This is a genomic window from Pseudomonas sp. HPB0071 (assembly GCF_000478505.2).
GTDB lineage: Bacteria > Pseudomonadota > Gammaproteobacteria > Pseudomonadales > Pseudomonadaceae > Chryseomonas > Chryseomonas luteola.
Window position 1 is genome coordinate 1,873,800 of record NZ_KI517367.1, and the last position, 21,213, is coordinate 1,895,012.

Consider the following 21,213-nt stretch of genomic DNA (forward strand, 5'->3'; position numbering starts at 1 on the left):
CCTGTAATGCGGGAAATGGCTGCTGCGAGGTGCTCGCGGCGGCCAAAAACGGAGAACTGAGCGGGTTACCTGGTCGATTTTGATCGACGGCCCGCTTTCAAAAGCAGCGAGGGCTGAAGTCGACCGGAAATACAGGGCTACTTCAGACCTTCCCTAGAAATGCTAGCGGCTGTTAACCCTAGCGGAACTGAAATTCACCACAAAAATATTCTACCCATACTAAACAAATATACAAAAGCCTATAAGCTGAAAAATAAAAGAGAATTAGCTCATTTCTTATCTCAAATTGCTCATGAAAGCAATTTGAATGCCGTGGAGGAAGGGCTGTATTACTCACCAATGCAAATGCGGGCGACATTTGGCTGCAAAGCTAAAAACAGAAAAAGTGGATATAACTCATTAACTGATAGTTGTAATTTTGGTGTATTGAGAGAAAAACTATGGACAAATGAGAGCCACTATGCTCGTAATGCAGAGAATCTTGGGAACTATGTTTATGCTAATAGGCTAGGAAACGGTTCAGAGGAAAGTGGGGATGGTTATAAATATAGAGGTCGTGGAATGATCCAAACTACTGGAAAAGATGCCTATAGATACTTTCAAAACGTACATAATAGGCAAAATCCTGATGATATACGGGACTTTATAAGCCATCCTGAGCTTTTATCCACCTCTTTAGATTATTCCGTTGAATCAGCATTTGTTTTTTGGTTTAGCAAGCAAACCGCGAATGGTTTAAAACTTAGCGATATAGCTAAAACCGAAGGTGTCGTTAGGGTAACCGAAATAGTAAATGGTGGACAAAATGGGTTGACTGACCGTAAAAATAAATACAATGCAATAGCACCTTTACTAAATCTAGAGCAGGAAATATAAATGAGAAAAATCTTGTTGATATTTTTAGTGATAATATTCTCTAAATTTTCTTATGCAGAAGAAGTCTATAATTATTCTGAAAATATAATCCATGGACCTTTCAATTCAAAAATATACGAGAACTCTCGCATCTACTTTTCAAAGCCAAAAAACAAAGACAACAAGACATTTTTAATACTAGAAAAAGGGCAGGCAAAAAAAAGCCCCTTAGAGGTTATTGTTGATACTTATGAAACGGAGGGCTCGCCGCCGAAAATAGAAAGCGCCTTCTTTTATCCTATAAAAAAAACAGTGAACTTGATAGTAATCTTGTCATGGTCAGTGAATAGTAGAGGAATAGGAACATATGGAAATCTATACGAAACACGCTTTTATAAAGATGAGGGTGGTTGTTTAAAAAGAAACCTTGATTTTCAAGCTCTTAAAGAGACAACTGGATTTGATGGTTATCAGGAAGGTGAAGAGGTAAGCTTTAATCTGAAAACCGCTAGTGCTGTTAAGAAATTTATAAATGAAAACATAAGCAAATAATAACTTTCATTAAGAAGTCTAATACTCGTTAGCCAACCAGTAAAAATAGGAAAATCTCAGCATGCAAAGCGCAACCGTAACGTGTTTAATAGGTTACAAATAAATGTGTCCGCCACATTCTATTAAATTAATTTAATTCAAGTTTATTATAAATAATTTTCTTATTTAGAATGACCCAAGATTTGCCTGCACCTTAGTTCAGCCAATAGCAAGCCGGGCGAATTAACTTCCCAAATCTATAATCTTGGTTATTGATTTAGGCAGTCATTAATTATAACTAAACCAAACTCCTTATTTATTTTCCCTCCAGAAAAACTTAGTATTTACTTTATTAAAATTCATAACCGCTATACAAGCAAAACGAATATATAGATAATTATTTAAAGCTACATCAAGAATCTAACCCTCTCCTTCAAAAGCCCCGGAAACCTATCAAACCATGCCTGATTCAAGGGCGAAGGATGTGGGAGTGGGTATAGCGTAAACACGTGCCCTTTCCCCTCCTCTGCTGTCAGCGTGGCCTCGGTATGGTTTGTAAAACGATCTTCGCTTTTCCAGAAGGCTTCTAGGCGTTGTTTCTCTTCTTTGGGCTGGTCGATGGCAAACCAGAGAAAGGCCTCGCGGCCGAAAGTGATGATGGTGCGGCCATGCCATTGCTCAATGAGCAGCTGCCGCATAAGCGGATGAAAGCGTTTCTTGATCTTTTCGGACCAGGCTTTATTACCGATGGGCTTATACGGCACGGTGTTGGCCCAGAAAAACTCCTGGCTTAAAGACCGGCCCGCGTCAAAGTCTGGCATGGGCTTGCCATGCAAGTGCTCATAAATGACCTTGCGAGCGATCTGTCCGCCTGCACCGATAAAGGGTTCGCCGTATTTGACCTCATCACGCCCCGGATCCCGACCAAAGAAACCAACAGGTGCATCCTTACGCCCCAAGCCAATAATGGGATCCAGTGGATCCTTTTGGTACTTCTCATAGACCTCTGTATCGATGCCTTCAATGGTGCTAGCGATCTCACGAAAGGCTTGTTGCATCTTTGGGTCGAGGGGCATAGGACATCCTTCGTAATCGGCTTCTTGTTTATGTGACCGATCAGAAAGGCAAAGAATTCATGGATTCGGGTAGCGCTCCGCCCCATACCCATTTTCTCAATCGCATCGATAGCAGCTTCACGCCGACCAATTGCCGTTCCGTTACGGTGCAATGGGGTAAACTCCCCCGCCTCACATCTATAGGGATAGCCATACATGTTGATCAAGGCGCTGCGAATTGGCCTGGGCCAAACCATTGTTGGGCTGGATCTGCTGACACGCCCGCGTAAGCTCAAGCGAAGCGCCGAGGCGCAGAAGCAGGTAGAAGAGCAAACAGCCGGACTTGCGCTGTATCAGTTTCAGGCATGTCCATTCTGCGTAAAGACGCGCCGTGCCATGCACAAGCTGAACTTGCCCATCGCTCTGCGTGACGTCAAGAAGGATCCGGAACACCGTGAGGCCTTGCTGGCAGGTGGCGGACGTATCAAGGTGCCTTGCCTTCGGATTGAAGAAGAAGGCCGTACCGCCTGGATGTATGAGTCCAACGATATCATTGCGTATCTCAATAAACGTTTCGCGCCCGCGAGCCGCTAAATAAAAAAGCCCGATCACGTCGGGCTTTTTATAGCTTTATCGCTTGCACTGATTACAGATCAGCTTCTTCTACTTTACGGACTTTAGTAGCGTCGATGGCATATGAGGCTTCGGCCAGATCGTTATCTACCTTTTCGATCTTCATCGCCCCTATAACCCAATAAGGCTCGTAGATATCCGGTAAGGGAACGCCCTTTGGAAAGCGCACCAGTACGATCTGGTTAGGCGGTGGCGGAGGAACATGGATGCAGGCACCTGGATAGGGCACCAGGAAAAATTCAGTGAAATTGCCTCTGCTGTTGCTTTCCAGCGGAACCGGATAACCGCCCAGGCGAATTGTCTTCCCATTCATGGCAGCCACTGTGCGCGTGGAGTGCATGACGGCCGGCAGGTTGCTGTCTTTTTGCTTGAGTCCGCCCTTGCTCTCAAAACCGCCTGGTAATTCGGGCGTGTCATGGGTGATCTCGGGCATGTCTTCCAGTGCCTTGCGATCCGATTCTGGCATGAGGGCCAGCCAATCGGTCTCAGGCGGCTCGCCTTCTCGGGCTAAGGCAGTTGTAATCTGGGAAAAAAGAAGCAGTACGGCGAGGATGAAATAGCGCATGGTAGAAGTGTCGGACAGTTGGGTTGCACTAGTGTGAAGCTTCTTGGCGTTGAACCCAACTGCCCGGACGGAAAATCAGCGACGCTTGGTCACCATACCCCAGATGAACAGGACGATGATGGCGCCGACGACTGCTCCAATGAAACCGGCGCCCTCGCCTGCACGGTAGATACCGATAGCCTGACCGCCGTAGGTGGCAACCAGCGAGCCGACGATACCCAGGATGATCGTCATGATCCAACCCATGCTGTCGTCGCCAGGCTTGAGGAAACGTGCGATCAAGCCAACGATGAGGCCGATGATGATGGTTCCAATAATGCCCATGAATCTTTCCCCTTCTGTGGTTGCTCGATACGGCATGTGCCGCTTGCTTAATCCGACAGCAAGAAAAACGCAGGGGTTCAGCGAATTTTTTATGAAGCGAAGCGGAACTCGGACCCTTTTGAAGAAAGGGTCCGTTTCGGTCACGCTTTAATCAGGGTTTCGACGTCAGCAATACGTGCCCTCAATGTGGCCGCATCGCTGCAGCGCAATGTGGCGTGGCCAACCTTGCGGCCCGCCTTGAACGCCTTGCCATAGTGATGCAGATGGCAATCATCGATCTGCAGAACCTGCTCCACGGCCGGGACCTTGCCGATGAAGTTGAGCATGGCGCTCTCACCAACCTTCGCGGTTGAACCCAGCGGCAGACCTGCTACAGCGCGCAAATGGTTCTCGAATTGGCTGCTCTCGCTACCCTCGATGGTCCAATGACCAGAGTTATGCACACGGGGAGCAATTTCATTGGCCTTCAGCCCACCATCGACCTCAAAGAACTCGAACGCCAGCACGCCGACATAATCGAGCTTGTCGAGTACACGGCCTACGTAGTCCTCCGCCAGCGCCTGCAAGGGATGGTCTGTACTGGCAATAGACAGCCGCAGGATTCCGCTTTCGTGGGTGTTGTGTACCAGTGGATAGAAACGTGTCTCGCCGTTACGAGCACGTACGGCAATCAACGACACCTCGCCAGTAAACGGCACAAAGCCTTCAAGAATGCACGGTACACTACCCAGCTCGGCAAAGGCGCCTTCGACATCCGCTTGGCTGCGCAGGACCTTTTGACCCTTGCCGTCATACCCTAGGGTACGTGTCTTCATCACAGCCGGCAGACCGATGCGTGCGGCGGCAGCGTCAAGGTCAACCTGGGATTGGATGTCGGCAAACTCAGGCGTTGGGATGCCCAGATCCTTGAACATGGTTTTTTCGAACCAGCGATCACGGGCGATACGCAAGGCTTGCGCCGAGGGAAAAACCGGAACGAACTGGGATAGGAACGCGACGGTTTCAGCGGGCACACTCTCGAACTCGAATGTGACCAGATCGACCTCATCCGCCAGCTGACGCAGATGATCCTGGTCGCTGTAGTCGGCTCGAATGTGCTCGCCCAATGCGGCAGCGCAGGCATCCGGAGCAGGGTCCAGAAACGCAAAATCCATACCCAGCGGAGTACCCGCCAGCGCCAGCATGCGGCCCAGTTGGCCACCACCGATGACTCCGATTTTCATCAGGCTTCCCTCGGATCCGGATTGTCCAGAACGGTACGCGTCTGCTCCTCACGGAAGCGATTCAGCGCCTCGTGATACACGGGATACTTGCCGCCCAGAATACTGGCCGACAACAGCGCCGCGTTGATAGCGCCCGCCTTGCCGATGGCCAGGGTGGCGACAGGAACGCCCGCTGGCATCTGTACGATCGACAGGAGTGAGTCGACGCCTGACAGCATGGAAGACTGCACCGGCACGCCCAGTACAGGCAAATGCGTCTTGGCTGCACACATACCTGGCAGGTGTGCTGCACCGCCTGCGCCTGCAATGATGACCTCGATGCCGCGCCCCGCCGCTTCTTCAGCGTACTGGAACAGCAGGTCGGGAGTCCGGTGGGCAGAGACCACCTTCACTTCAAAGGGAATGCCCAGCTTTTCCAGCATGTCGGCGGTGTGGCTCAAGGTAGACCAGTCGGACTTGGAGCCCATGATCACGCCTACGAGTGCGCTCATCGTCGTGCCTCTTGTCAGGCGCCCGCAGGCGCATCAGAAACCAACAAGCCACGTCGGAGGACCGCACGTGGCTTGTATATGCAGACCGGTATGTAGACCGGCCTCAAGGGCCACTGAGTATACCGTAAAGCCAGACCGGACAAAGGGGTTGAACGACCTTTTATAGCGACGGGTTATTTCATGTCTGGCTGCCTGTCCAGAGGCACTTCATGCAGTCGTCCCGGCGCCTGCTTCGAGCTTGCGCCATAACAGCCTCACCGCTGCCTTGCGCACGAGCGAGCAGCGATACAGGCGAATCTCCAGTGGAATCTGCCATTGCTCACCGCCACAAGGTACTAGCTCTCCCCGGGAGAGCTCGGCGGTCACACTCAGATGCGGAACCCAGGCAATGCCCAGCCCCTGCAAGGCCATGCTCTTAAGGCTATCGGCCATGGCCGTCTCGTAGACAGTGGTATAGCGCAGCTTGCGCTGACGTAGGAGCAAATTGACCGAGCGCCCGAGAAAGGCCCCGGCACTATAGGCAAGCAAGGGAAAGTTCTGCCCACTCTCAAGATCGTATAACGGCGAGCCATCTTCCCGGGCTGCACACACGGGTAGCATTGAGGTCAGCGCCAGATGAATAGAAGGGAAGATCTCCGGATCCATCTGCAAGGCGGCGTCGGGATCGTAAAACGCCATCATGAGATCGCAGCCGCCTTCCCTCAAGGCATGAACCGCTTCGCCGACGTTGGTGGCAATCAGGCGACTCGCAATGTTGAGCCCTTCGCTTCGCAGACGAGCAATCCATCCCGGAAAGAACCCCAGCGCCAGGGAGTGTGCCGCCGCAAATTGCAGCACCTCGCCCTGCCCACCTTCCAAGTGATGAAGGTGGCGGATCACTTCGCCAAGCTGCTCCACCACACTGCGCGCGGTGACCAGAAAGAGCTGTCCGGACTCGGTCAGCGATACTGGTGTACGCGATCGGTCAATCAGGGTCAGTCCCAGGCTTTGCTCCAGGCTGCGAATACGTCGGCTGAACGCAGGTTGAGTCACGAAGCGGCGCTCGGCCGCCTGGGAAAAACTATGGGTGGCAGCCAGGGCAATAAAGTCTTCTAGCCATTTCAGTTCAAGGTTCATGGTCATACTCAAGGGGATGGATACGCCTGCCGATCCTGACGCGTCACATCACATCATATGCAATTTCGGCATAGGGTGCGCCGATACAGCATTGGTCAGCGTCTGGCTGGAAGCCTTATTGTATAACGCATCAGGCTTTTGCCACCCACCGGGAAGTGATCCCCTATCATGTCCGAATCTGCATTATCTCGCCTCGAAAAAGATCTGCTTGGTACCCTCGAAGTCCCCGCTGAAGCCTATTACGGCATTCAGACGCTGCGTGCGGTCAACAACTTCCGCCTCTCCGGCGTTACGCTGTCTCACTACCCCAAGCTGGTCGTTGCGCTGGCGATGGTGAAGCAGGCCGCTGCCGAGGCGAACTATCGCCTGGGCTATCTGCCGGGAGACAAGTACGAAGCTATCGTGATGGCCTGTACCAAGATCATCAACGGTGAATACCACGACCAGTTCGTGGTGGACATGATTCAGGGTGGCGCGGGTACGTCCACCAATATGAACGCCAACGAGGTTATCGCCAACGTGGCGCTGGAAGTCCTCGGTCATGGCAAGGGTGAGTACAAATACCTGCACCCGAATAATGATGTAAACATGGCGCAGTCCACTAACGACGCCTACCCAACAGCGATCCGCCTGGGTTTGCTGCTGGGCCATGACACCCTACTCTCTAGCCTGGAGAGCCTGATCGAGTCGCTGTCAGGCAAGGCGGTGGAATTCGCCAGTGTTCTGAAGATGGGTCGTACCCAGCTTCAGGACGCTGTACCGATGACCCTCGGCCAAGAGTTCCGTGCCTTCGCTACTACGCTGGGCGAGGATCTGGGCAAATTGAAAACCATAGCGCCGGACCTGCTGACCGAAGTGAACCTGGGTGGTACGGCTATCGGTACCGGCATTAATGCGGACCCTGGTTATCAAACCCTGGCCGTGCGCAGCCTGGCTGAAATCAGTGGCCAACCGCTCAAGCCTGCCGCCGATCTGATCGAGGCCACCTCCGACATGGGTGCCTTCGTACTGTTCTCCGGCATGCTCAAGCGCCTGGCGGTCAAGCTGTCCAAGATCTGCAACGACTTGCGCCTGCTCTCCAGCGGCCCGCGTACCGGCATCAACGAGATCAATCTGCCAGCCCGCCAGCCAGGCAGTTCGATCATGCCGGGTAAAGTGAATCCCGTTATTCCAGAAGCCGTTAATCAGGTCGCCTTCGAGGTGATCGGCAATGATCTGGCGCTAACCCTGGCAGCTGAAGGCGGACAGCTTCAGCTTAACGTGATGGAGCCCTTGATCGCCTACAAGATCTTTGACTCGATCCGCCTGCTCAAGCGTGCCATGGATATGCTGCGCGAGCACTGCATCGATGGCATCACGGCTAACGTCGACCGCTGCCGCGAGCTGGTGGAGCATTCCATTGGCCTGGTCACGGCGCTCAACCCTTACATCGGCTACGAGAACTCGACCCGTATTGCGCGTATGGCGCTGGAAACCGGCCGTGGTGTGCTGGAGCTGGTCCGAGAAGAAAACCTGCTCGACGAGATGACCCTGGCTGACATTCTTCGCCCGGAAAACATGATCGCTCCGCGCCTGGCGCCGAAAAAACTCAACGCTTAACCGGCGCTCCTCACACCCCCTCGTGAGGAGCTTTGAGCGGGTGCCCTCGGGTGCCCGCTTTTTTTTGAAACTCTCTAAATCAGGCTTATCAGCCACATACGTTATCAAAGGCAGGTGTTTTTACCGCTTGCCCGTTGCAACAAGCAGCACTGTTTCAATAGATCCTTTGAGGCAGTTAGATTTGATCTCTTCTGCTCTCTTCTGGATGATACGCGCGCTAACCTTGCCGCCTGCCGTGTTTCCGGCTCGCACACCTTGCGATTTAGGGGTTCTGTCATACCCTTGGGTTGGCACTGAAGGCAGCGGATATCCCATTGATGGCTTACCGCTCGCCCACATAATGCCTTGGCCAGGAATTATCCGGAGCCCAGGTGCTTCCATTACTACAATTAGGCGAAAGCACTCATGCTTGATCTCCTGAATGACTTTCTTTGGGGCAAACTGCTCATTGTCGGCCTGATTGGCCTGGGTATTGTCTTTACCTTGTTTTCGGGCTTTGTGCAGTTCCGCTATTTAGGCAGCATGTTCGGCATCCTTGGTGAAGCCTTTCAACGAAAACCCGGCCAGCTGAGCTCCTTCCAGGCGCTGATGCTTAGCGTGGCGGGCCGTGTAGGTGCCGGTAACATTGCAGGGGTTGCGGTTGCCGTTACGCTGGGTGGTCCAGGGGCGGTCTTCTGGATGTGGGTAGTAGCCCTGCTGGGTATGGCCACAAGCTATTTCGAATGTGCGTTGGCCCAGCTATACAAGCGTAGCGATGGCAACGGCCTGTATCGTGGCGGTCCCGCCTTCTACATCCTGCATGGTTTGAAACAGCGCTGGCTAGGTGTCCTGTTCTCGATCCTGCTGCTGGTAACGTTTGGTCTGGGCTTCAGCGCACTGCAGTCCTACACGATCGCCTCCTCGCTCTCCGACTCGCTGGGCCTGCCTACACTGGTTACTGGACTGGCCTTTACGGCAGTAATAACCCTGATCATCTTTGGTGGCGTAGTACGGATCGCCAAGGTAGCCGACATTCTGGTACCGGTAATGGCGCTATCTTACATAGCCATTGCACTGGGTGTAATCGTTCTGCACATTGATCGTGTTCCCGAGGCGTTGACCCTGATCGTACGCAGTGCCTTTGGCCTTGAACCTGCGTTTGCCGGTGGCTTGGGTGCAGCGCTGATGATGGGCGTCAAGCGTGGCCTGTTCTCTAACGAGGCGGGTCTGGGTAGTGCTCCAAACGTGGCCGCCGTAGCGGAAGTTTCCCACCCGGCAGCCCAGGGCGTTGTGCAGTCCTTCAGCGTATTCATTGATACCCTGATCATCTGTACCTCCACCGCACTCATCATCCTGCTGTCTGGCGTCTATGAGCCGGGCGCCGATATCCCCGGTGTTGTTCTGACCCAGACGGCACTGGCCGCGACGGTTGGCGAGTGGGGCCGTATCTTCATCAGTATCGCCCTGCTGCTGTTCGCCTTCACAACGATCATCTACAACTATTATCTGGGTGAGAATGCCTTGAGCTTCTTCACCAAGAGCCGAGTGGCGCTGATGATCTATCGGGTTCTGGTGGTGGCGCTGGTGATCTGGGGCTCACAACAAGACCTGACTACCGTGTTCGGCTTTGCCGACCTCACCATGGGCTTGCTGGCAGTGGTCAACCTGATCTCCCTGGCATTCCTGTTCAAGGTGGGTCTGCGCATCATGCGTGACTATGACCGTCAGATCCGGGCAGGAAACAAGGTTCCAACATTCGACCCCAAAGGCTTTGCCGATCTGGATCTTGATCCGGCGGTCTGGAAAGCCTCTGCCTCGGCCAAGGACATGACAAAGCCATGATTCAAACCGGTCACTCACAACGCCTGATGGTGCTTTATACCGGCGGCACCATCGGTATGCAGGCCACCGAAAACGGTTTGGCGCCGGCCTCAGGCTTTGAGGCACACATGCGTGCCTTTCTGGCCCAGGCGCCTGAGCGGGCGTTACCGGAGTGGCAATTCCGGGAGGTGCTGCCTCTGATGGACAGCGCCAACATGACGCCAACCTATTGGCTGACGCTCAGTGCAGCTATAGTCGAGGCAGCCGAACAGGGCTACACCGGCGTACTGGTGCTGCATGGAACCGATACGCTGGCCTACACCGCGGCGGCAATGAGTTTTCACCTGCTGGGGCTCGATATTCCTGTTGTACTGACAGGCTCAATGCTTCCGGCCGGCGTACCGGACAGCGACGCCTGGGAAAACCTGGACGGTGCCTTGCAGACGCTTGCAGGCGGTGCCCCCGAGGGCGTGCATGTTTACTTTCACGGCGAGCTGTTACATGCGGCCCGCTGCAGCAAGATTCGCAGCTTTGGCCGTCATCCATTCAAGACACTCGCGCGCCAGCGGCTGGCCCAACCACGTCAGGCTGTACCCGCCGAGCTAAAGGCGGGCCAAGCCAGACAGGTTGCCCAAGTAGCGGTTCTACCACTGTTTCCGGGCATCTCGGCTCAGCACGTATCTGCCCTTGTAGGTACCGGCGTGCAGGGCCTGGTGCTCGAATGTTATGGCAGCGGAACAGGTCCCAGCGACAATAATGCTTTCCTGACCAGCCTGAGCGAAGCGTCTGCCAAGGGCGTTGTACTGCTTGCCGTCACGCAGTGCCACGAAGGGGGCGTCGAACTCGATGTCTACGAGGCAGGCAGCAGGCTGCATGCCTGCGGCGTTGTGTCGGGTGGCGGCATGACACGCGAGGCGGCTGTCGCCAAACTGCAGGTGCTGATTGGCTCGGGCTTAGCGCCTGAGCAGGTCAACCACTGGCTGCAACAGGATCTCTGCGGCGAGCTTGGCGAATAAGCCATACGAAAAAAGGGCCCCGAAGGGCCCTTTTTTCACCTACCGCTTAGCAACCGGTCAGCTGAGTAACAGGACGTTCACCCGGGAAGAACACCGGACGAATACGGACTCCTACGCTGTTGCCGATAAAGGCTGCGACCAGCCACAGCCAGCCATGCAGACTGCCGGAGGCGATACCACTAAAATACGCCCCGATGTTGCAACCGTAGGCCAGACGTGCGCCATAGCCCAGGAGCAGGCCCCCTATCATGGCAGCTACCAGCGAGCGCGTCGGAATCTTCAGACTGGGCGCGAAGCGTCCAGCCAGACCCGCAGCAATCAGCGCACCCAGGATGATGCCGAAATTCATCACACTGGTAACATCGAACCACACGGGCTGGCTTAGAGCCTTGGCGTTAGCCGGCAATTGCCAGAAGTCCCAGCTGGCAACATCGATACCTAGCAGCTGAGCGCCTTTGGCACCCCAGACCGCAAAGGCTGACGTGATCCCCCACGGACGACCCGCCAGGGCCAGCGTACAGAAGTTCAGGATCGCCAAGGCAATAGCGCCCCAAACCAGCGGCCACGGCCCGCGCAGAAAACGCGCTGCGCCTTGATGCTCATTGGGTACCGTCGCTTCCAGACTGCCATAGCGACGGCGCTCCAGACGCACCGTCATCCAGGCGATAAAGGCAAACAGCGCGAGACTGACCGCAATTCCAGGCATAACGCCCAGGCTGGTTACGAGGGAGATCTTGGGCAGTGAGGGCAACGCGAACCACCAGCCCAGATGATGCGTGGCGATAACGGAGCCAATCACGAAGAACAGCAGCGTTACCAGCATGCGTGCGTTACCACCCCCCACTGTGAACAGGGTTCCAGACGCACAGCCGCCGCCTAACTGCATACCGATGCCAAAAATGAAGGCACCAACTACAACGGAAGTGCCCGCAGGCGATACCAAGCCGGTAACCGGCTGGCCAAACAGCGTACCGGCACCTAGGGCCGGGAAAAACAGCACAACGGCAATGGCCAGCATGAGCATCTGAGCACGCAGGCCCGCGCCACGCCGGTCACGAATGAACACCCGCCAGGCAGACGTGAATCCGAAAGCGGCATGATAAAGCGTCAGCCCCAGTGCACCGCCCAGGATGAACAGCAAAGCTTGCCGTCCGCTGACAGCCATATCCAAAAACACAGCCCCCAGAACCACCAGCCCCAGCGCCACTACTGGCGTGGTGATCTGGCGAGGCGCCGTGGACGTAATAGAAAGGCTCATTGAGAATCCTCGACATCATTAAGCCTGACTATTTTAGTCAAGAATTAGCGCGATACCAATATCTAAATGTCATATCCACCATTAAGACGGCTATTAGTCCGCTGGTCCGGTGAAGATTACAGGATGTGAACTATTTCGCTAAATTTGGTCTTTTGGTGATGGCAAAACGCTACATCCCTAAAGGCCAGGTGCTGCTCATTCATGAGCTCTACCGTGAGCTTCGCACTTTCAAACAGGTTCCGGCATGACCTTATCCAGCGATCTTGGCAAGCAAATCGAGATTGATATTGCTTATCCGTCTCGCGTGCTGATGTTTAGCGCCATGGTCGAGAATCAATACCAAGACGATATCCACAGGCGGCGCAAGCGACATATCTATCGGTCACATGTAACCGCTTTCTTCGCCTATAACAGCTTTCTTCTTTGTGAATGGCTAATGTTGAAGGACATTTTCTTTCAAGCCATTCTCTGGCACCTCTTCTGCGCCTCGCTGCCAACACTGGCCTGTCTTTTTACCCTGAAGAAAACGAATTCTTATCGACTCAGGGAGGTCTGTGCCTGGCTGCCCTGCCTTGCAGGATTTATCGCCGCGGTAGCCATTATCCTGTCGTCCTCGTCACCGGACAGAGCCTTGTGTCTGTTTTCACTTCCTTTGATCCTGATCTACGCTAATAACACCACGGCGTTGCCGTTCCGATACGCTTTGCCTTTTACGATACTGGTACTTCCAATCATCGTGGGCTGCGCCTTTACCGTAAACATGACCTTTCCCCAAGGGCTGTTTGCTACCTGCATTGCTCTGGTCACCGGTGCCTTTTCCCTACTGGCCAATTTCTGGCTGGAGCGCTCGGAGCGGTATTCCTATCTGCTTAATCTCAGGGAAAAACTGCGTGTTCAGAGTCTTTCCAGTACGAACCGTACCCTGCAGACGCTTTCAGATACCGACTCGCTGACCGGTATCGCCAACCGCCGCTATTTCGTCGCACAACTGGATGATCTATGGAATCGGTACGAAGCAGGCGGTGCGCCTTTCTCTCTGTTAATCCTGGACGTTGACCACTTCAAGCGCTTCAACGATCTGTATGGGCATCCGGCCGGTGATAACTGCCTACAGTGCATTGTTTCTGCCTTGCGTGAGCAGCTGCGCGAAGTCGATCTACTGGCCCGGTATGGAGGTGAGGAATTCGCCGTTCTCCTGCCTAACTGCACCCTGGAACAGGCCCATATCACCGCCGAGCGCCTGCGGGCCGCCATTGAAACATTGGGCCTTCCTCATCAGGCTCGGGGCGATGAGCTGCTCATCGTCTCCATCAGCATTGGCGCAGCGTGCAGCGATCAGGAATCACCCCAGCCAGATGACCAAGCGCAATTGATTGAATTCGCCGACCGCGCGCTTTATCGGGCCAAACGGCTGGGCCGTAATCAGATTGCATTGGCCAGCCGAGCGGACAGTCAACTCTTCGAGACGCCTGATGGCCTGCCCGAATTGAAGCCGGCCGACTTGCGTCGCGCCCTGGATGAGGGTCGGCTGTACATGCAGTACCACTCGATCCATGAATGCTCGAGCACAGAAGTCGTCGGCTATGAAGCCCTGCTCCGCTGGGATGACCCGGCCCGGGGTCTGGTATCACCCGACTTTTTCATCCCTCTGGCCGAGCGAAGCGGATTCATCCTGGAGCTGGGCGAGTGGGCCCTGCGTACCGCCTGCCATCAGGCCGTTCAATGGCCAAAGGCCTATTCTCTTTCGGTAAATGTCTCGCCGCTGCAATTCGCCGATCCAAATTTCGCCGCGCGGGTAGCCGAGGTCTTGAGAGAAACCAAGCTGGCGCCTTCACGCCTGATCCTTGAGTTGACCGAAGGTGTTCCCTTGAACATCACCCCACAGGTCCGTGAGACGTTCGCCACCTTGCAAGCGTCCGGTATCCGCCTATCGCTGGATGACTACTGCACTGGGCATTCCAATATCGCCTATCTGCTTGCGCTACCGTTCAATACCGTAAAGATCGACTCTTCCATTATTCAGGTGGAAGATGCCGATAAGCGCCGGGCCCTGCTCAAGTCTCTGGTCGACATGAGCCGCGCATTTGGTGCCAGGATCATTGCTGAGGGTATCGAGACCCAGGAGCACCTGGATCTCTTGTGTGAGCTGGGGTGTGATCTGGCCCAGGGCTTTTTCCTGGCGGAGCCCCTCCTGCCGGAAGCTCTGGCACATCAACACACCCGTTGGACGGCAGAGCGGGCCGCTTTTTAAGCGCTACCAGCTCTACCGCTGGCTCAAGCCTCGATCTCGACCAGAACCTCGCCTGGATTGACGCGATCGCCTTTCGCCACGTGTACAGCCTTGACGGTTCCGTTGATAGAGGCCTGGATCTCGGTCTCCATTTTCATCGCCTCGGTGATGAGTACCGACTGACCCGCCTTGACCACATCACCTTCCTTGACCAATACATCGACAATATTACCCGGCATAGTCGTACTGACATCCCCTGGCGCGCTGGCTTGACGGCGCTTGCCATCACCGCCCGAAACGTAACTGTTAAGCGGCTCGAAGACCACCTCTTCCGGCATACCATCAATGGACAGATAAAAGTGCCGCTTGCCCTCGCTCTTCAGGCCGATACCCGTGATATCCACCCGATAGCTTTCACCGTGTACATCAATCACAAACTCAGTCGGCACGCCTTCACGCGCCAGAGGCGTACCGCTTCCATCCGGGATGGGCAGCAGTTCTTCAGGCTGCAAGGTTCCGGCTGCACGCTCCTCCAGAAACTTGCGTCCGATATCCGGAAACATGGCAAACGTCAGGACATCTTCCTCGCACCGGGCAAGCTCTCCTGCCTCTCGGCGCAGGTTATCGAGTTCCGGCTTGAGCAAGTCGGCTGGACGTACCTCGATCACTTCCTCATTACCAATGGCTCGCTTGCGCAGCAGCTCGCAGACCTTGCCGGGTGCCTTGCCGTAACGGCCCTGCAGATACAGTTTCACTTCATTGGTGATGGTCTTGTAGCGCTCTCCCGCCAGGACATTGAAAAAGGCCTGGGTACCAACGATCTGCGATGTCGGCGTCACCAGCGGTGGATAACCCAGATCGGCGCGTACACGGGGAATTTCTGCCAGCACCTCGCCCATGCGATTGAGTGCACCCTGCTCGCGCAGCTGGTTGGCCAGGTTGGAGATCATCCCGCCCGGCACCTGATTGACCTGTACGCGCGTGTCCACTCCCGTGAATTCGCTTTCGAACTGGTGATACTTCTTGCGAACGGCATGAAAGTACAGACCGATCTCCTGCAGCAGCTCAAGATCCAGCCCTGTGTCATAGGGCGTTCCACGCAACGCAGCAACCATGGATTCGGTCCCGGGATGGCTGGTCCCCCACGCCAGGCTGGAAATGGCGGTATCGATATGATCCGCTCCGTTTTCCACCGCCTTGAGCTGGCACATGGCAGCTACACCGGCAGTATCGTGGGAATGAATGAATACCGGCAGATTCAGGGCCTCTTTCAGGGCCTTTACCAACTCGCCCGTCGCGTACGGTGTGAGCAACCCAGCCATGTCCTTGATCGCAATGGAGTCCACGCCCATGCCCGCCATGGTCCGACCCATCTCGACGAACGCCTCGACGGTGTGTACCGGGCTGGTTGTGTAGGCAATAGTGCCCTGGGCGTGCTTGCCACTTTTCTTGACGGCCTTGATAGCCGTTTCCAGATTGCGCACATCGTTCATGGCATCGAAAATCCGGAAGACGTCGATTCCGTTTTCCGCCGCCTTGGCTATAAAGGCCTCGACCACATCGTCGCTATAGTGGCGATAACCCAACAGGTTCTGGCCCCGCAGCAGCATTTGCAAACGAGTATTGGGCAAGGCAGCCCGCAACGTGCGCAAACGCTCCCACGGGTCTTCTTTCAGAAACCGCACACAGGCATCGAACGTCGCGCCGCCCCAGACTTCCAGTGACCAATACCCGACCCGATCCAGCTTGTCGCAGATGGGCAGCATGTCTTCCGTACGCATGCGCGTTGCCAGCAGGGATTGGTGTGCGTCACGCAACACGGTATCGGTAACAAAGATCTTCTTGGACATTCTTGTTTTCCTCACAGGCCGGCATGGGCGGCAATGGCGGCCGCGATGACCAGGGCCAGTTGCTCGGGGTTACGCTTGATCGAGTACTGCGTCAGCTCTGGATGGCTTTCCACAAAGCTCGTATTGAATTGGCCGCTACGAAATTCCGGGTTGCGCAAAATCGCTTCGTAATAAGGTGCGGTGGTCTTCACACCCTGCACCCGCATGTCATCCAGCGCCCGTAGGCCCCGCTCCAGCGCTTCCTCCCAGGTCAGCGCCCAGACAATCAGCTTCAAGCACATGGAGTCGTAGAACGGTGGAATCACATAGCCGGTATAGATGGCGGTATCCGTGCGCACCCCAGGGCCACCAGGTGCGTAATAGCGGGTGATCTTCCCAAAGCTGGGCAGAAAGTTGTTTTTAGGGTCTTCCGCATTGATACGAAACTGCAGGGCAAATCCACGATGGATGATGTCCTCCTGCTTGACCGACAGCGGTTGTCCAGCGGCAATCCGGATCTGCTCACGAACGATATCGATCCCGGTGATTTCCTCGGTGATCGTATGCTCGACCTGAACCCGGGTATTCATCTCCATGAAGTACACCTCGCCTTCCGCGAGCAGGAACTCCACCGTACCGGCATTCTCGTATCCGACCGCCTTGGCAGCGCGTACCGCCAGATCGCCAATATAGGCACGCTGCTCAGGTGTCAGCTGCGGGCTGGGTGCAATCTCGATGAGCTTCTGGTTGCGGCGCTGGATCGAGCAGTCCCGTTCGAACAGGTGAACGGTATTGCCCAGGCTGTCCGCCAGAATCTGAGCTTCGATATGCTTGGGATTGACGATGCACTTCTCGAGAAATACTTCAGCACTACCAAACGCCTTGGTTGCTTCGGAAATGACGCGGGGATAGGCCTGCTCTAGTTCTTCACGGCTATTACAACGCCGGATACCACGGCCGCCACCACCAGACGTGGCCTTGAGCATCACCGGATAGCCGATGCGCTCTGCTTCGATCAGTGCCTCATTCAGATCGGCTACGTTTCCTTCGGTGCCTGGGGTACAGGGCACGCCTGCTGCAATCATGCTGCGACGCGCCTCGGTCTTGTCTCCCATCCGCCGAATAACTTCAGCACTAGGGCCGACAAATTTGATCCCGCGCTGCGCACAGATCTCTGCCAGCTCAGCATTCTCGGATAAGAAGCCATATCCCGGATGTAACGCATCACACCCAGTCTCAACTGCCAGGTTTACGAGCTTGCGAGGGTTCAAATAGCCTTCGAGCGGATCGCTGCCGATGCTATGTGCTTCATCGGCCCGTTTTACATGCAGCGCATGGCGGTCAGCCTCTGAATAGATAGCTACCGAACGGATACCCATTTCGGCACAGGCACGCACGATACGCACCGCGATTTCGCCACGATTGGCGATGAGGATTTTCTTGATCACACGCCGGCCTCTTGAGCGAGATTAGGAGCCCTTTGGGCATTTGTTCTTGTTCGCTCACAAACCTAGACGGCAATAAGGATTATGGAAAATCAATAATTATTAGCGTATCTATAAGGTATTACTTATAGATCAACGATGAGGTTGGCCCAGCCATGCGTAAACCCTTGATGCGTATCACCTTACGTCAGCTGCAAGTGTTTGAGGCCGTATGCGAGACACGCTCCTACAGCCGTGCAGCTGACGTCATGGCCCTAACGCAACCGGCCGTCAGCCTGCAGATTCGCCAGCTGGAAGAGCTGCTCGGACAACCACTGTTTGAATACAGTGGCAGAACCCTTTACCTGACCGAAGCCGCCGATGCCTTGCTGCGCGCCGGACAGGATATCTTTGGACGCCTCAACAGTCTCGATATGCAGCTCTCCAATCTCCTGGGCTCGCTTCACGGACAACTCCGTCTGGGAGTAGAAACCAGCGCGCAATACCTGGCGCCCCATCTGTTCGCTGCCTTCAAGCAGCAGCACCCGGAGGTCAGTGTTCATCTCTGCGTAGGCAACCACGATCACATGCTCAGACGGCTGTCTGAAAACCGTGACGAAATCATGATCATGTCTCTGGTACCGTCAGACAGAGACCTGGAGTTTCTTCCCTTTCTCAACAACGAGATTGTTGCAGTGGCCGCTCCGGAACATCCTGTCAGCCAAACCGGCAGCCTTACCTTGAAGGATCTGAGCGATTGTCCGCTGCTGGTACGAGAGTCGGGCTCCGGCACCCGTCAGGCGTGTGACGAGTACTTCAAGCAAAAGCGAGCCCACTTTTCAGACGTGCAAGAACTGACCTCGCTGGAAGCCATACGGGAAGGTGTCATTGCCGGATTGGGTATTGCACTGCTTCCACGACTGGCTGTTCACCGAGAGCTTAAGGCTGGCGTACTGTGCGATCTATCGGTACAGGAGCTTCCACTTTGCCGCAGCTGGTGCGTGGTTCATCCGCGCAGCAAACGCCTGTCTCCTGTGGCACAGGCGTTTTTTAACTTCATTCGGGAAGAACGGAGTCGAATCGCCGCGCTAGCCGAACGAATCAGTGGGCTGAGAGCTGAGCGCTCATAGCGACCGAAGCAGAAAATAGTTCGGGATAATCCGTTAACTCCTGCTCCAGACGTAACTGCTCGTTGCGATCCTCAATGGCACGTCGAAAGGCCATTCGGCGTTGATCCGCCAGTTTACGGCGAGTTTTGGCGTCGAGAAAATCGCTGTCCATAGACATGGCCATACCGTATCTCCCAAGCAAAGGTGAAGCCTTTAGCCTGCTCAGGAAAGATGACGGTTTGGCGAAGCCTTGGTGAAGCTTAAGGGACAGCCGAAGAGCTGCACTTGATCATCAATGCGAGTCGCGCTCGTCCTGATGTTTGATGCTCTTGGGTGATAACCGCAGGCTTCGCAGACTGCGCTTGACACCTTTGAGGTGGTTGACCAGCGTCGGGCCTCGGGACATCGCCACCCCCATTGCCAGCACGTCGATAATGACCAGGTGTGCAATACGTGATGTCAGCGGCGTATAGATCTCGGTATCTTCCGGCACATCGATCGTCAGGCTGACATTGGCTAACTCTGCCAAAGGCGTCTGGCTTGGGCAGATCGTGATCAGTTTGGCCCCACTGTCCCGGACCAGGTTGGCCGTGATCAACAGGTCTTTCGAGCGTCCCGACTGGGAAATACAGATCGCCGCGTCATCCGGCGTCAGGGTTGCAGCCGACATCGCCTGCATGTGGGGATCAGAATAGGCAAACGCACTGAGCAGAAGACGGAAGAACTTGTGCTGGGCATCCGTCGCCACGGCGCCGGAAGCGCCAAAGCCATAGAACATTACCCGCTTGGCCTTGGAAATCTCTTCGATAGCCTGCTCGAGCGCCTGCATGTCCAAGCGCTCGCGGATATCCATCAGCGTGTGCAGCGTGGTATCGAAAATCTTCAGGCTGAAATCGACAACCGAGTCGTTCTCATGGATGGCGAACTGTCCAAAGCTCGCCCCTGAAGCCAGACTTTGGGCCAGACGCAGCTTCAAGTCCTGAAAACCATCGCACCCAATAGCACGGCAGAACCGCACGATAGTTGGCTCACTAACCCCTACCTCATGAGCAAGATCCGCCATCGAACTGTGCATGACAGCCGCAGGATCCAGCATGACGTGCTCAGCCACCTTGAGCTCAGACTTGCGCAATAAATGGCGCGACTGGGCGATATGTTGCATCAGGTTCACAAGCGGCACTCGACTAGCAGAGGAGGAAAAGGCATGTAGTGGTACGTCTTTATACTACATCGACGCCAGGTCATTCATTCACTTAGTATTTCGCGTAATGGACATCTTTGCACTGAAGCCATAAGACAACCCGTCTACAGTGCAACTTTTGGCACACCCTCACCCGTCCACATCCTTGAAAAAAGCACAGACAAGGCGAGTTCACTCGCTTCTAGCGTAGTGCGCAAGATTTCTGCCTCAATGCGCAAAAAGCTGCGCACCTTTATGTGACAGCTGTCGCAAAGCTCATGCGGCACACACTTCATTAAATCATAACTTATTGATTAATAAAGAATTTATTTTATTGGCACAGGGTTTGTAATAGGTATGGCTCCCGGGCCAAGGGCCCACTATTCAGGCAAGGAGAGCATCATGCCAACACCCGCGTATCTGTCCCTCGAAGGCACCAAGCAAGGTCTGATCACTGCAGGCACCTTCACGGAAGACTCCGTCGGCAATATCTTCCAGGAAGGCCATGAAGACCAGATTCTGGTTCAGGCTTTCAATCACCAGGTCATCATCCCACGCGATCCGCAGTCCGGTCAGCCGACTGGTCAGCGTGTACACAAGCCGCTGATGATCACCAAGGTCTTCGACAAGTCCTCTCCGCTGATCTTCAACGCACTGACCTCCGGCGAGCGCCTGAGCAAGTGCCGCCTGGAGTGGTACCGCACTTCTGCTACTGGTACTCAGGAACACTACTTCACCATCGAGCTGGAAGACGCCATCATCGTTGACGTGCAGTCCCGCATGCCGAACTGCCAGGACCCGAACATGGCTCATTTCACTCACCTGGAAGACGTGTACTTCACGTACCGCAAGATCGTCTGGACTCACGAAGTATCCGGCACTTCCGGCTCCGACGACTGGCGCTCCCCGATCTCCGCTTAATTTCGCGGCGATCCGTCAGACAGGTGTGAATCGGTGTCGGCTTCTGATCCCCTC

The 21,213-nt window shown here is 54.8% G+C and carries 20 protein-coding genes; 9 read left to right on the plus strand and 11 right to left on the minus strand.

The features are described from left to right. The first annotated feature begins 159 nt into the window (after positions 1 to 159). Together HMPREF1487_RS08840 and HMPREF1487_RS08845 are read left to right on the plus strand one after the other, a co-directional pair. On the plus strand, positions 160 to 876 hold the full coding sequence (locus HMPREF1487_RS08840) for a glycoside hydrolase family 19 protein (protein ID WP_010796289.1): 717 nt from the start codon (positions 160 to 162) through the stop codon (positions 874 to 876). Beyond that, positions 877 to 1,407, plus strand: a complete 531-nt coding sequence (locus tag HMPREF1487_RS08845; protein WP_010796290.1) for a hypothetical protein — start codon at positions 877 to 879, stop codon at positions 1,405 to 1,407. It begins immediately after the preceding gene. 386 nt (positions 1,408 to 1,793) lie between these two features. On the opposite strand, the gene HMPREF1487_RS08850 is transcribed toward HMPREF1487_RS08845, so the two are convergent. Further along, positions 1,794 to 2,462: a uracil-DNA glycosylase family protein gene (locus tag HMPREF1487_RS08850; RefSeq protein WP_010796291.1), complete on the minus strand. Its 669-nt coding sequence runs from the start codon at positions 2,460 to 2,462 to the stop codon at positions 1,794 to 1,796. 195 nt (positions 2,463 to 2,657) lie between these two features. Here HMPREF1487_RS08850 and HMPREF1487_RS08855 point away from each other — a divergent pair, with 195 nt between their 5' ends. Next, entirely contained in the window at positions 2,658 to 3,035 is a 378-nt protein-coding gene (locus tag HMPREF1487_RS08855; RefSeq protein WP_010796292.1) for a glutaredoxin family protein, read from the plus strand. Positions 3,036 to 3,087: 52 nt separating this feature from the next. Here the strand turns inward: HMPREF1487_RS08855 and HMPREF1487_RS08860 are convergent, their stop codons facing one another. From HMPREF1487_RS08860 to HMPREF1487_RS08880, 5 genes are all read right to left on the minus strand, one after another. Next, entirely contained in the window at positions 3,088 to 3,639 is a 552-nt protein-coding gene (locus tag HMPREF1487_RS08860) for a DUF3299 domain-containing protein (RefSeq protein ID WP_010796293.1), read from the minus strand. A gap of 75 nt (positions 3,640 to 3,714) precedes the next feature. Then, positions 3,715 to 3,963, minus strand: a complete 249-nt coding sequence (locus HMPREF1487_RS08865; RefSeq protein ID WP_010796294.1) for a GlsB/YeaQ/YmgE family stress response membrane protein — start codon at positions 3,961 to 3,963, stop codon at positions 3,715 to 3,717. 140 nt (positions 3,964 to 4,103) lie between these two features. After that, entirely contained in the window at positions 4,104 to 5,186 is a 1,083-nt protein-coding gene (locus HMPREF1487_RS08870; protein WP_010796295.1) for a 5-(carboxyamino)imidazole ribonucleotide synthase, read from the minus strand. Continuing rightward, positions 5,186 to 5,677 (minus strand): 5-(carboxyamino)imidazole ribonucleotide mutase, encoded by a 492-nt coding sequence (purE, locus tag HMPREF1487_RS08875; protein ID WP_010796296.1) that lies wholly within the window; start codon positions 5,675 to 5,677, stop codon positions 5,186 to 5,188. The genes HMPREF1487_RS08870 and purE overlap by 1 nt, the downstream gene beginning before the upstream one ends. Before the next feature lie 207 nt (positions 5,678 to 5,884). Continuing rightward, entirely contained in the window at positions 5,885 to 6,793 is a 909-nt protein-coding gene (locus tag HMPREF1487_RS08880) for a LysR substrate-binding domain-containing protein (RefSeq protein WP_010796297.1), read from the minus strand. Positions 6,794 to 6,961: 168 nt separating this feature from the next. Here HMPREF1487_RS08880 and aspA point away from each other — a divergent pair, with 168 nt between their 5' ends. The 3 genes from aspA to HMPREF1487_RS08900 all read left to right on the plus strand — a co-directional run bounded on the left by aspA (position 6,962) and on the right by HMPREF1487_RS08900 (position 11,208). Continuing rightward, positions 6,962 to 8,392, plus strand: a complete 1,431-nt coding sequence (gene aspA / locus HMPREF1487_RS08885; RefSeq protein WP_010796298.1) for an aspartate ammonia-lyase — start codon at positions 6,962 to 6,964, stop codon at positions 8,390 to 8,392. Between the two features lie 405 nt (positions 8,393 to 8,797). Further along, positions 8,798 to 10,213, plus strand: coding sequence for an alanine/glycine:cation symporter family protein (locus HMPREF1487_RS08895; protein WP_010796299.1), 1,416 nt, complete (start codon positions 8,798 to 8,800; stop codon positions 10,211 to 10,213). Continuing rightward, the gene (locus HMPREF1487_RS08900; RefSeq protein WP_010796300.1) at positions 10,210 to 11,208 is read left to right on the plus strand and encodes an asparaginase; all 999 of its coding nucleotides are present in this window, start codon (positions 10,210 to 10,212) and stop codon (positions 11,206 to 11,208) included. Before HMPREF1487_RS08895 ends, HMPREF1487_RS08900 begins: the two co-directional genes overlap by 4 nt. Positions 11,209 to 11,254: 46 nt before the next feature. Here the strand turns inward: HMPREF1487_RS08900 and HMPREF1487_RS08905 are convergent, their stop codons facing one another. Next, positions 11,255 to 12,466 carry a YeeE/YedE family protein gene (locus tag HMPREF1487_RS08905; protein WP_010796301.1) on the minus strand — a complete coding sequence of 404 codons (1,212 nt, stop codon included), beginning with the start codon at positions 12,464 to 12,466 and terminating at the stop codon, positions 11,255 to 11,257. 244 nt (positions 12,467 to 12,710) lie between these two features. On the opposite strand from HMPREF1487_RS08905, the gene HMPREF1487_RS08910 reads away from it, so the two are divergent. Beyond that, positions 12,711 to 14,717: a putative bifunctional diguanylate cyclase/phosphodiesterase gene (locus HMPREF1487_RS08910; RefSeq protein WP_010796302.1), complete on the plus strand. Its 2,007-nt coding sequence runs from the start codon at positions 12,711 to 12,713 to the stop codon at positions 14,715 to 14,717. A gap of 23 nt (positions 14,718 to 14,740) precedes the next feature. Here HMPREF1487_RS08910 and oadA read toward each other — a convergent pair whose 3' ends face one another. Continuing rightward, complete coding sequence (oadA, locus tag HMPREF1487_RS08915; RefSeq protein WP_010796303.1) at positions 14,741 to 16,546, minus strand: sodium-extruding oxaloacetate decarboxylase subunit alpha; 1,806 nt, start codon at positions 16,544 to 16,546, stop codon at positions 14,741 to 14,743. Between the two features lie 11 nt (positions 16,547 to 16,557). Next, complete coding sequence (locus tag HMPREF1487_RS08920) at positions 16,558 to 17,973, minus strand: acetyl-CoA carboxylase biotin carboxylase subunit (RefSeq protein ID WP_010796304.1); 1,416 nt, start codon at positions 17,971 to 17,973, stop codon at positions 16,558 to 16,560. A gap of 152 nt (positions 17,974 to 18,125) precedes the next feature. Between HMPREF1487_RS08920 and HMPREF1487_RS08925 the strand changes: the two genes are divergently transcribed. Continuing rightward, complete coding sequence (locus HMPREF1487_RS08925; RefSeq protein WP_010796305.1) at positions 18,126 to 19,079, plus strand: LysR family transcriptional regulator; 954 nt, start codon at positions 18,126 to 18,128, stop codon at positions 19,077 to 19,079. Here the strand turns inward: HMPREF1487_RS08925 and HMPREF1487_RS08930 are convergent. Then, complete coding sequence (locus HMPREF1487_RS08930; RefSeq protein WP_010796306.1) at positions 19,051 to 19,242, minus strand: PA3496 family putative envelope integrity protein; 192 nt, start codon at positions 19,240 to 19,242, stop codon at positions 19,051 to 19,053. The two genes, HMPREF1487_RS08925 and HMPREF1487_RS08930, sit on opposite strands and share 29 nt — an antisense overlap. A gap of 108 nt (positions 19,243 to 19,350) precedes the next feature. Beyond that, entirely contained in the window at positions 19,351 to 20,229 is an 879-nt protein-coding gene (hexR, locus tag HMPREF1487_RS08935; protein ID WP_026004183.1) for a transcriptional regulator HexR, read from the minus strand. A 411-nt stretch (positions 20,230 to 20,640) separates the two neighbouring features. Between hexR and HMPREF1487_RS08940 the strand changes: the two genes are divergently transcribed. Next, positions 20,641 to 21,159 carry an Hcp family type VI secretion system effector gene (locus tag HMPREF1487_RS08940; protein ID WP_010796308.1) on the plus strand — a complete coding sequence of 173 codons (519 nt, stop codon included), beginning with the start codon at positions 20,641 to 20,643 and terminating at the stop codon, positions 21,157 to 21,159. Positions 21,160 to 21,213 lie beyond the last annotated feature (54 nt).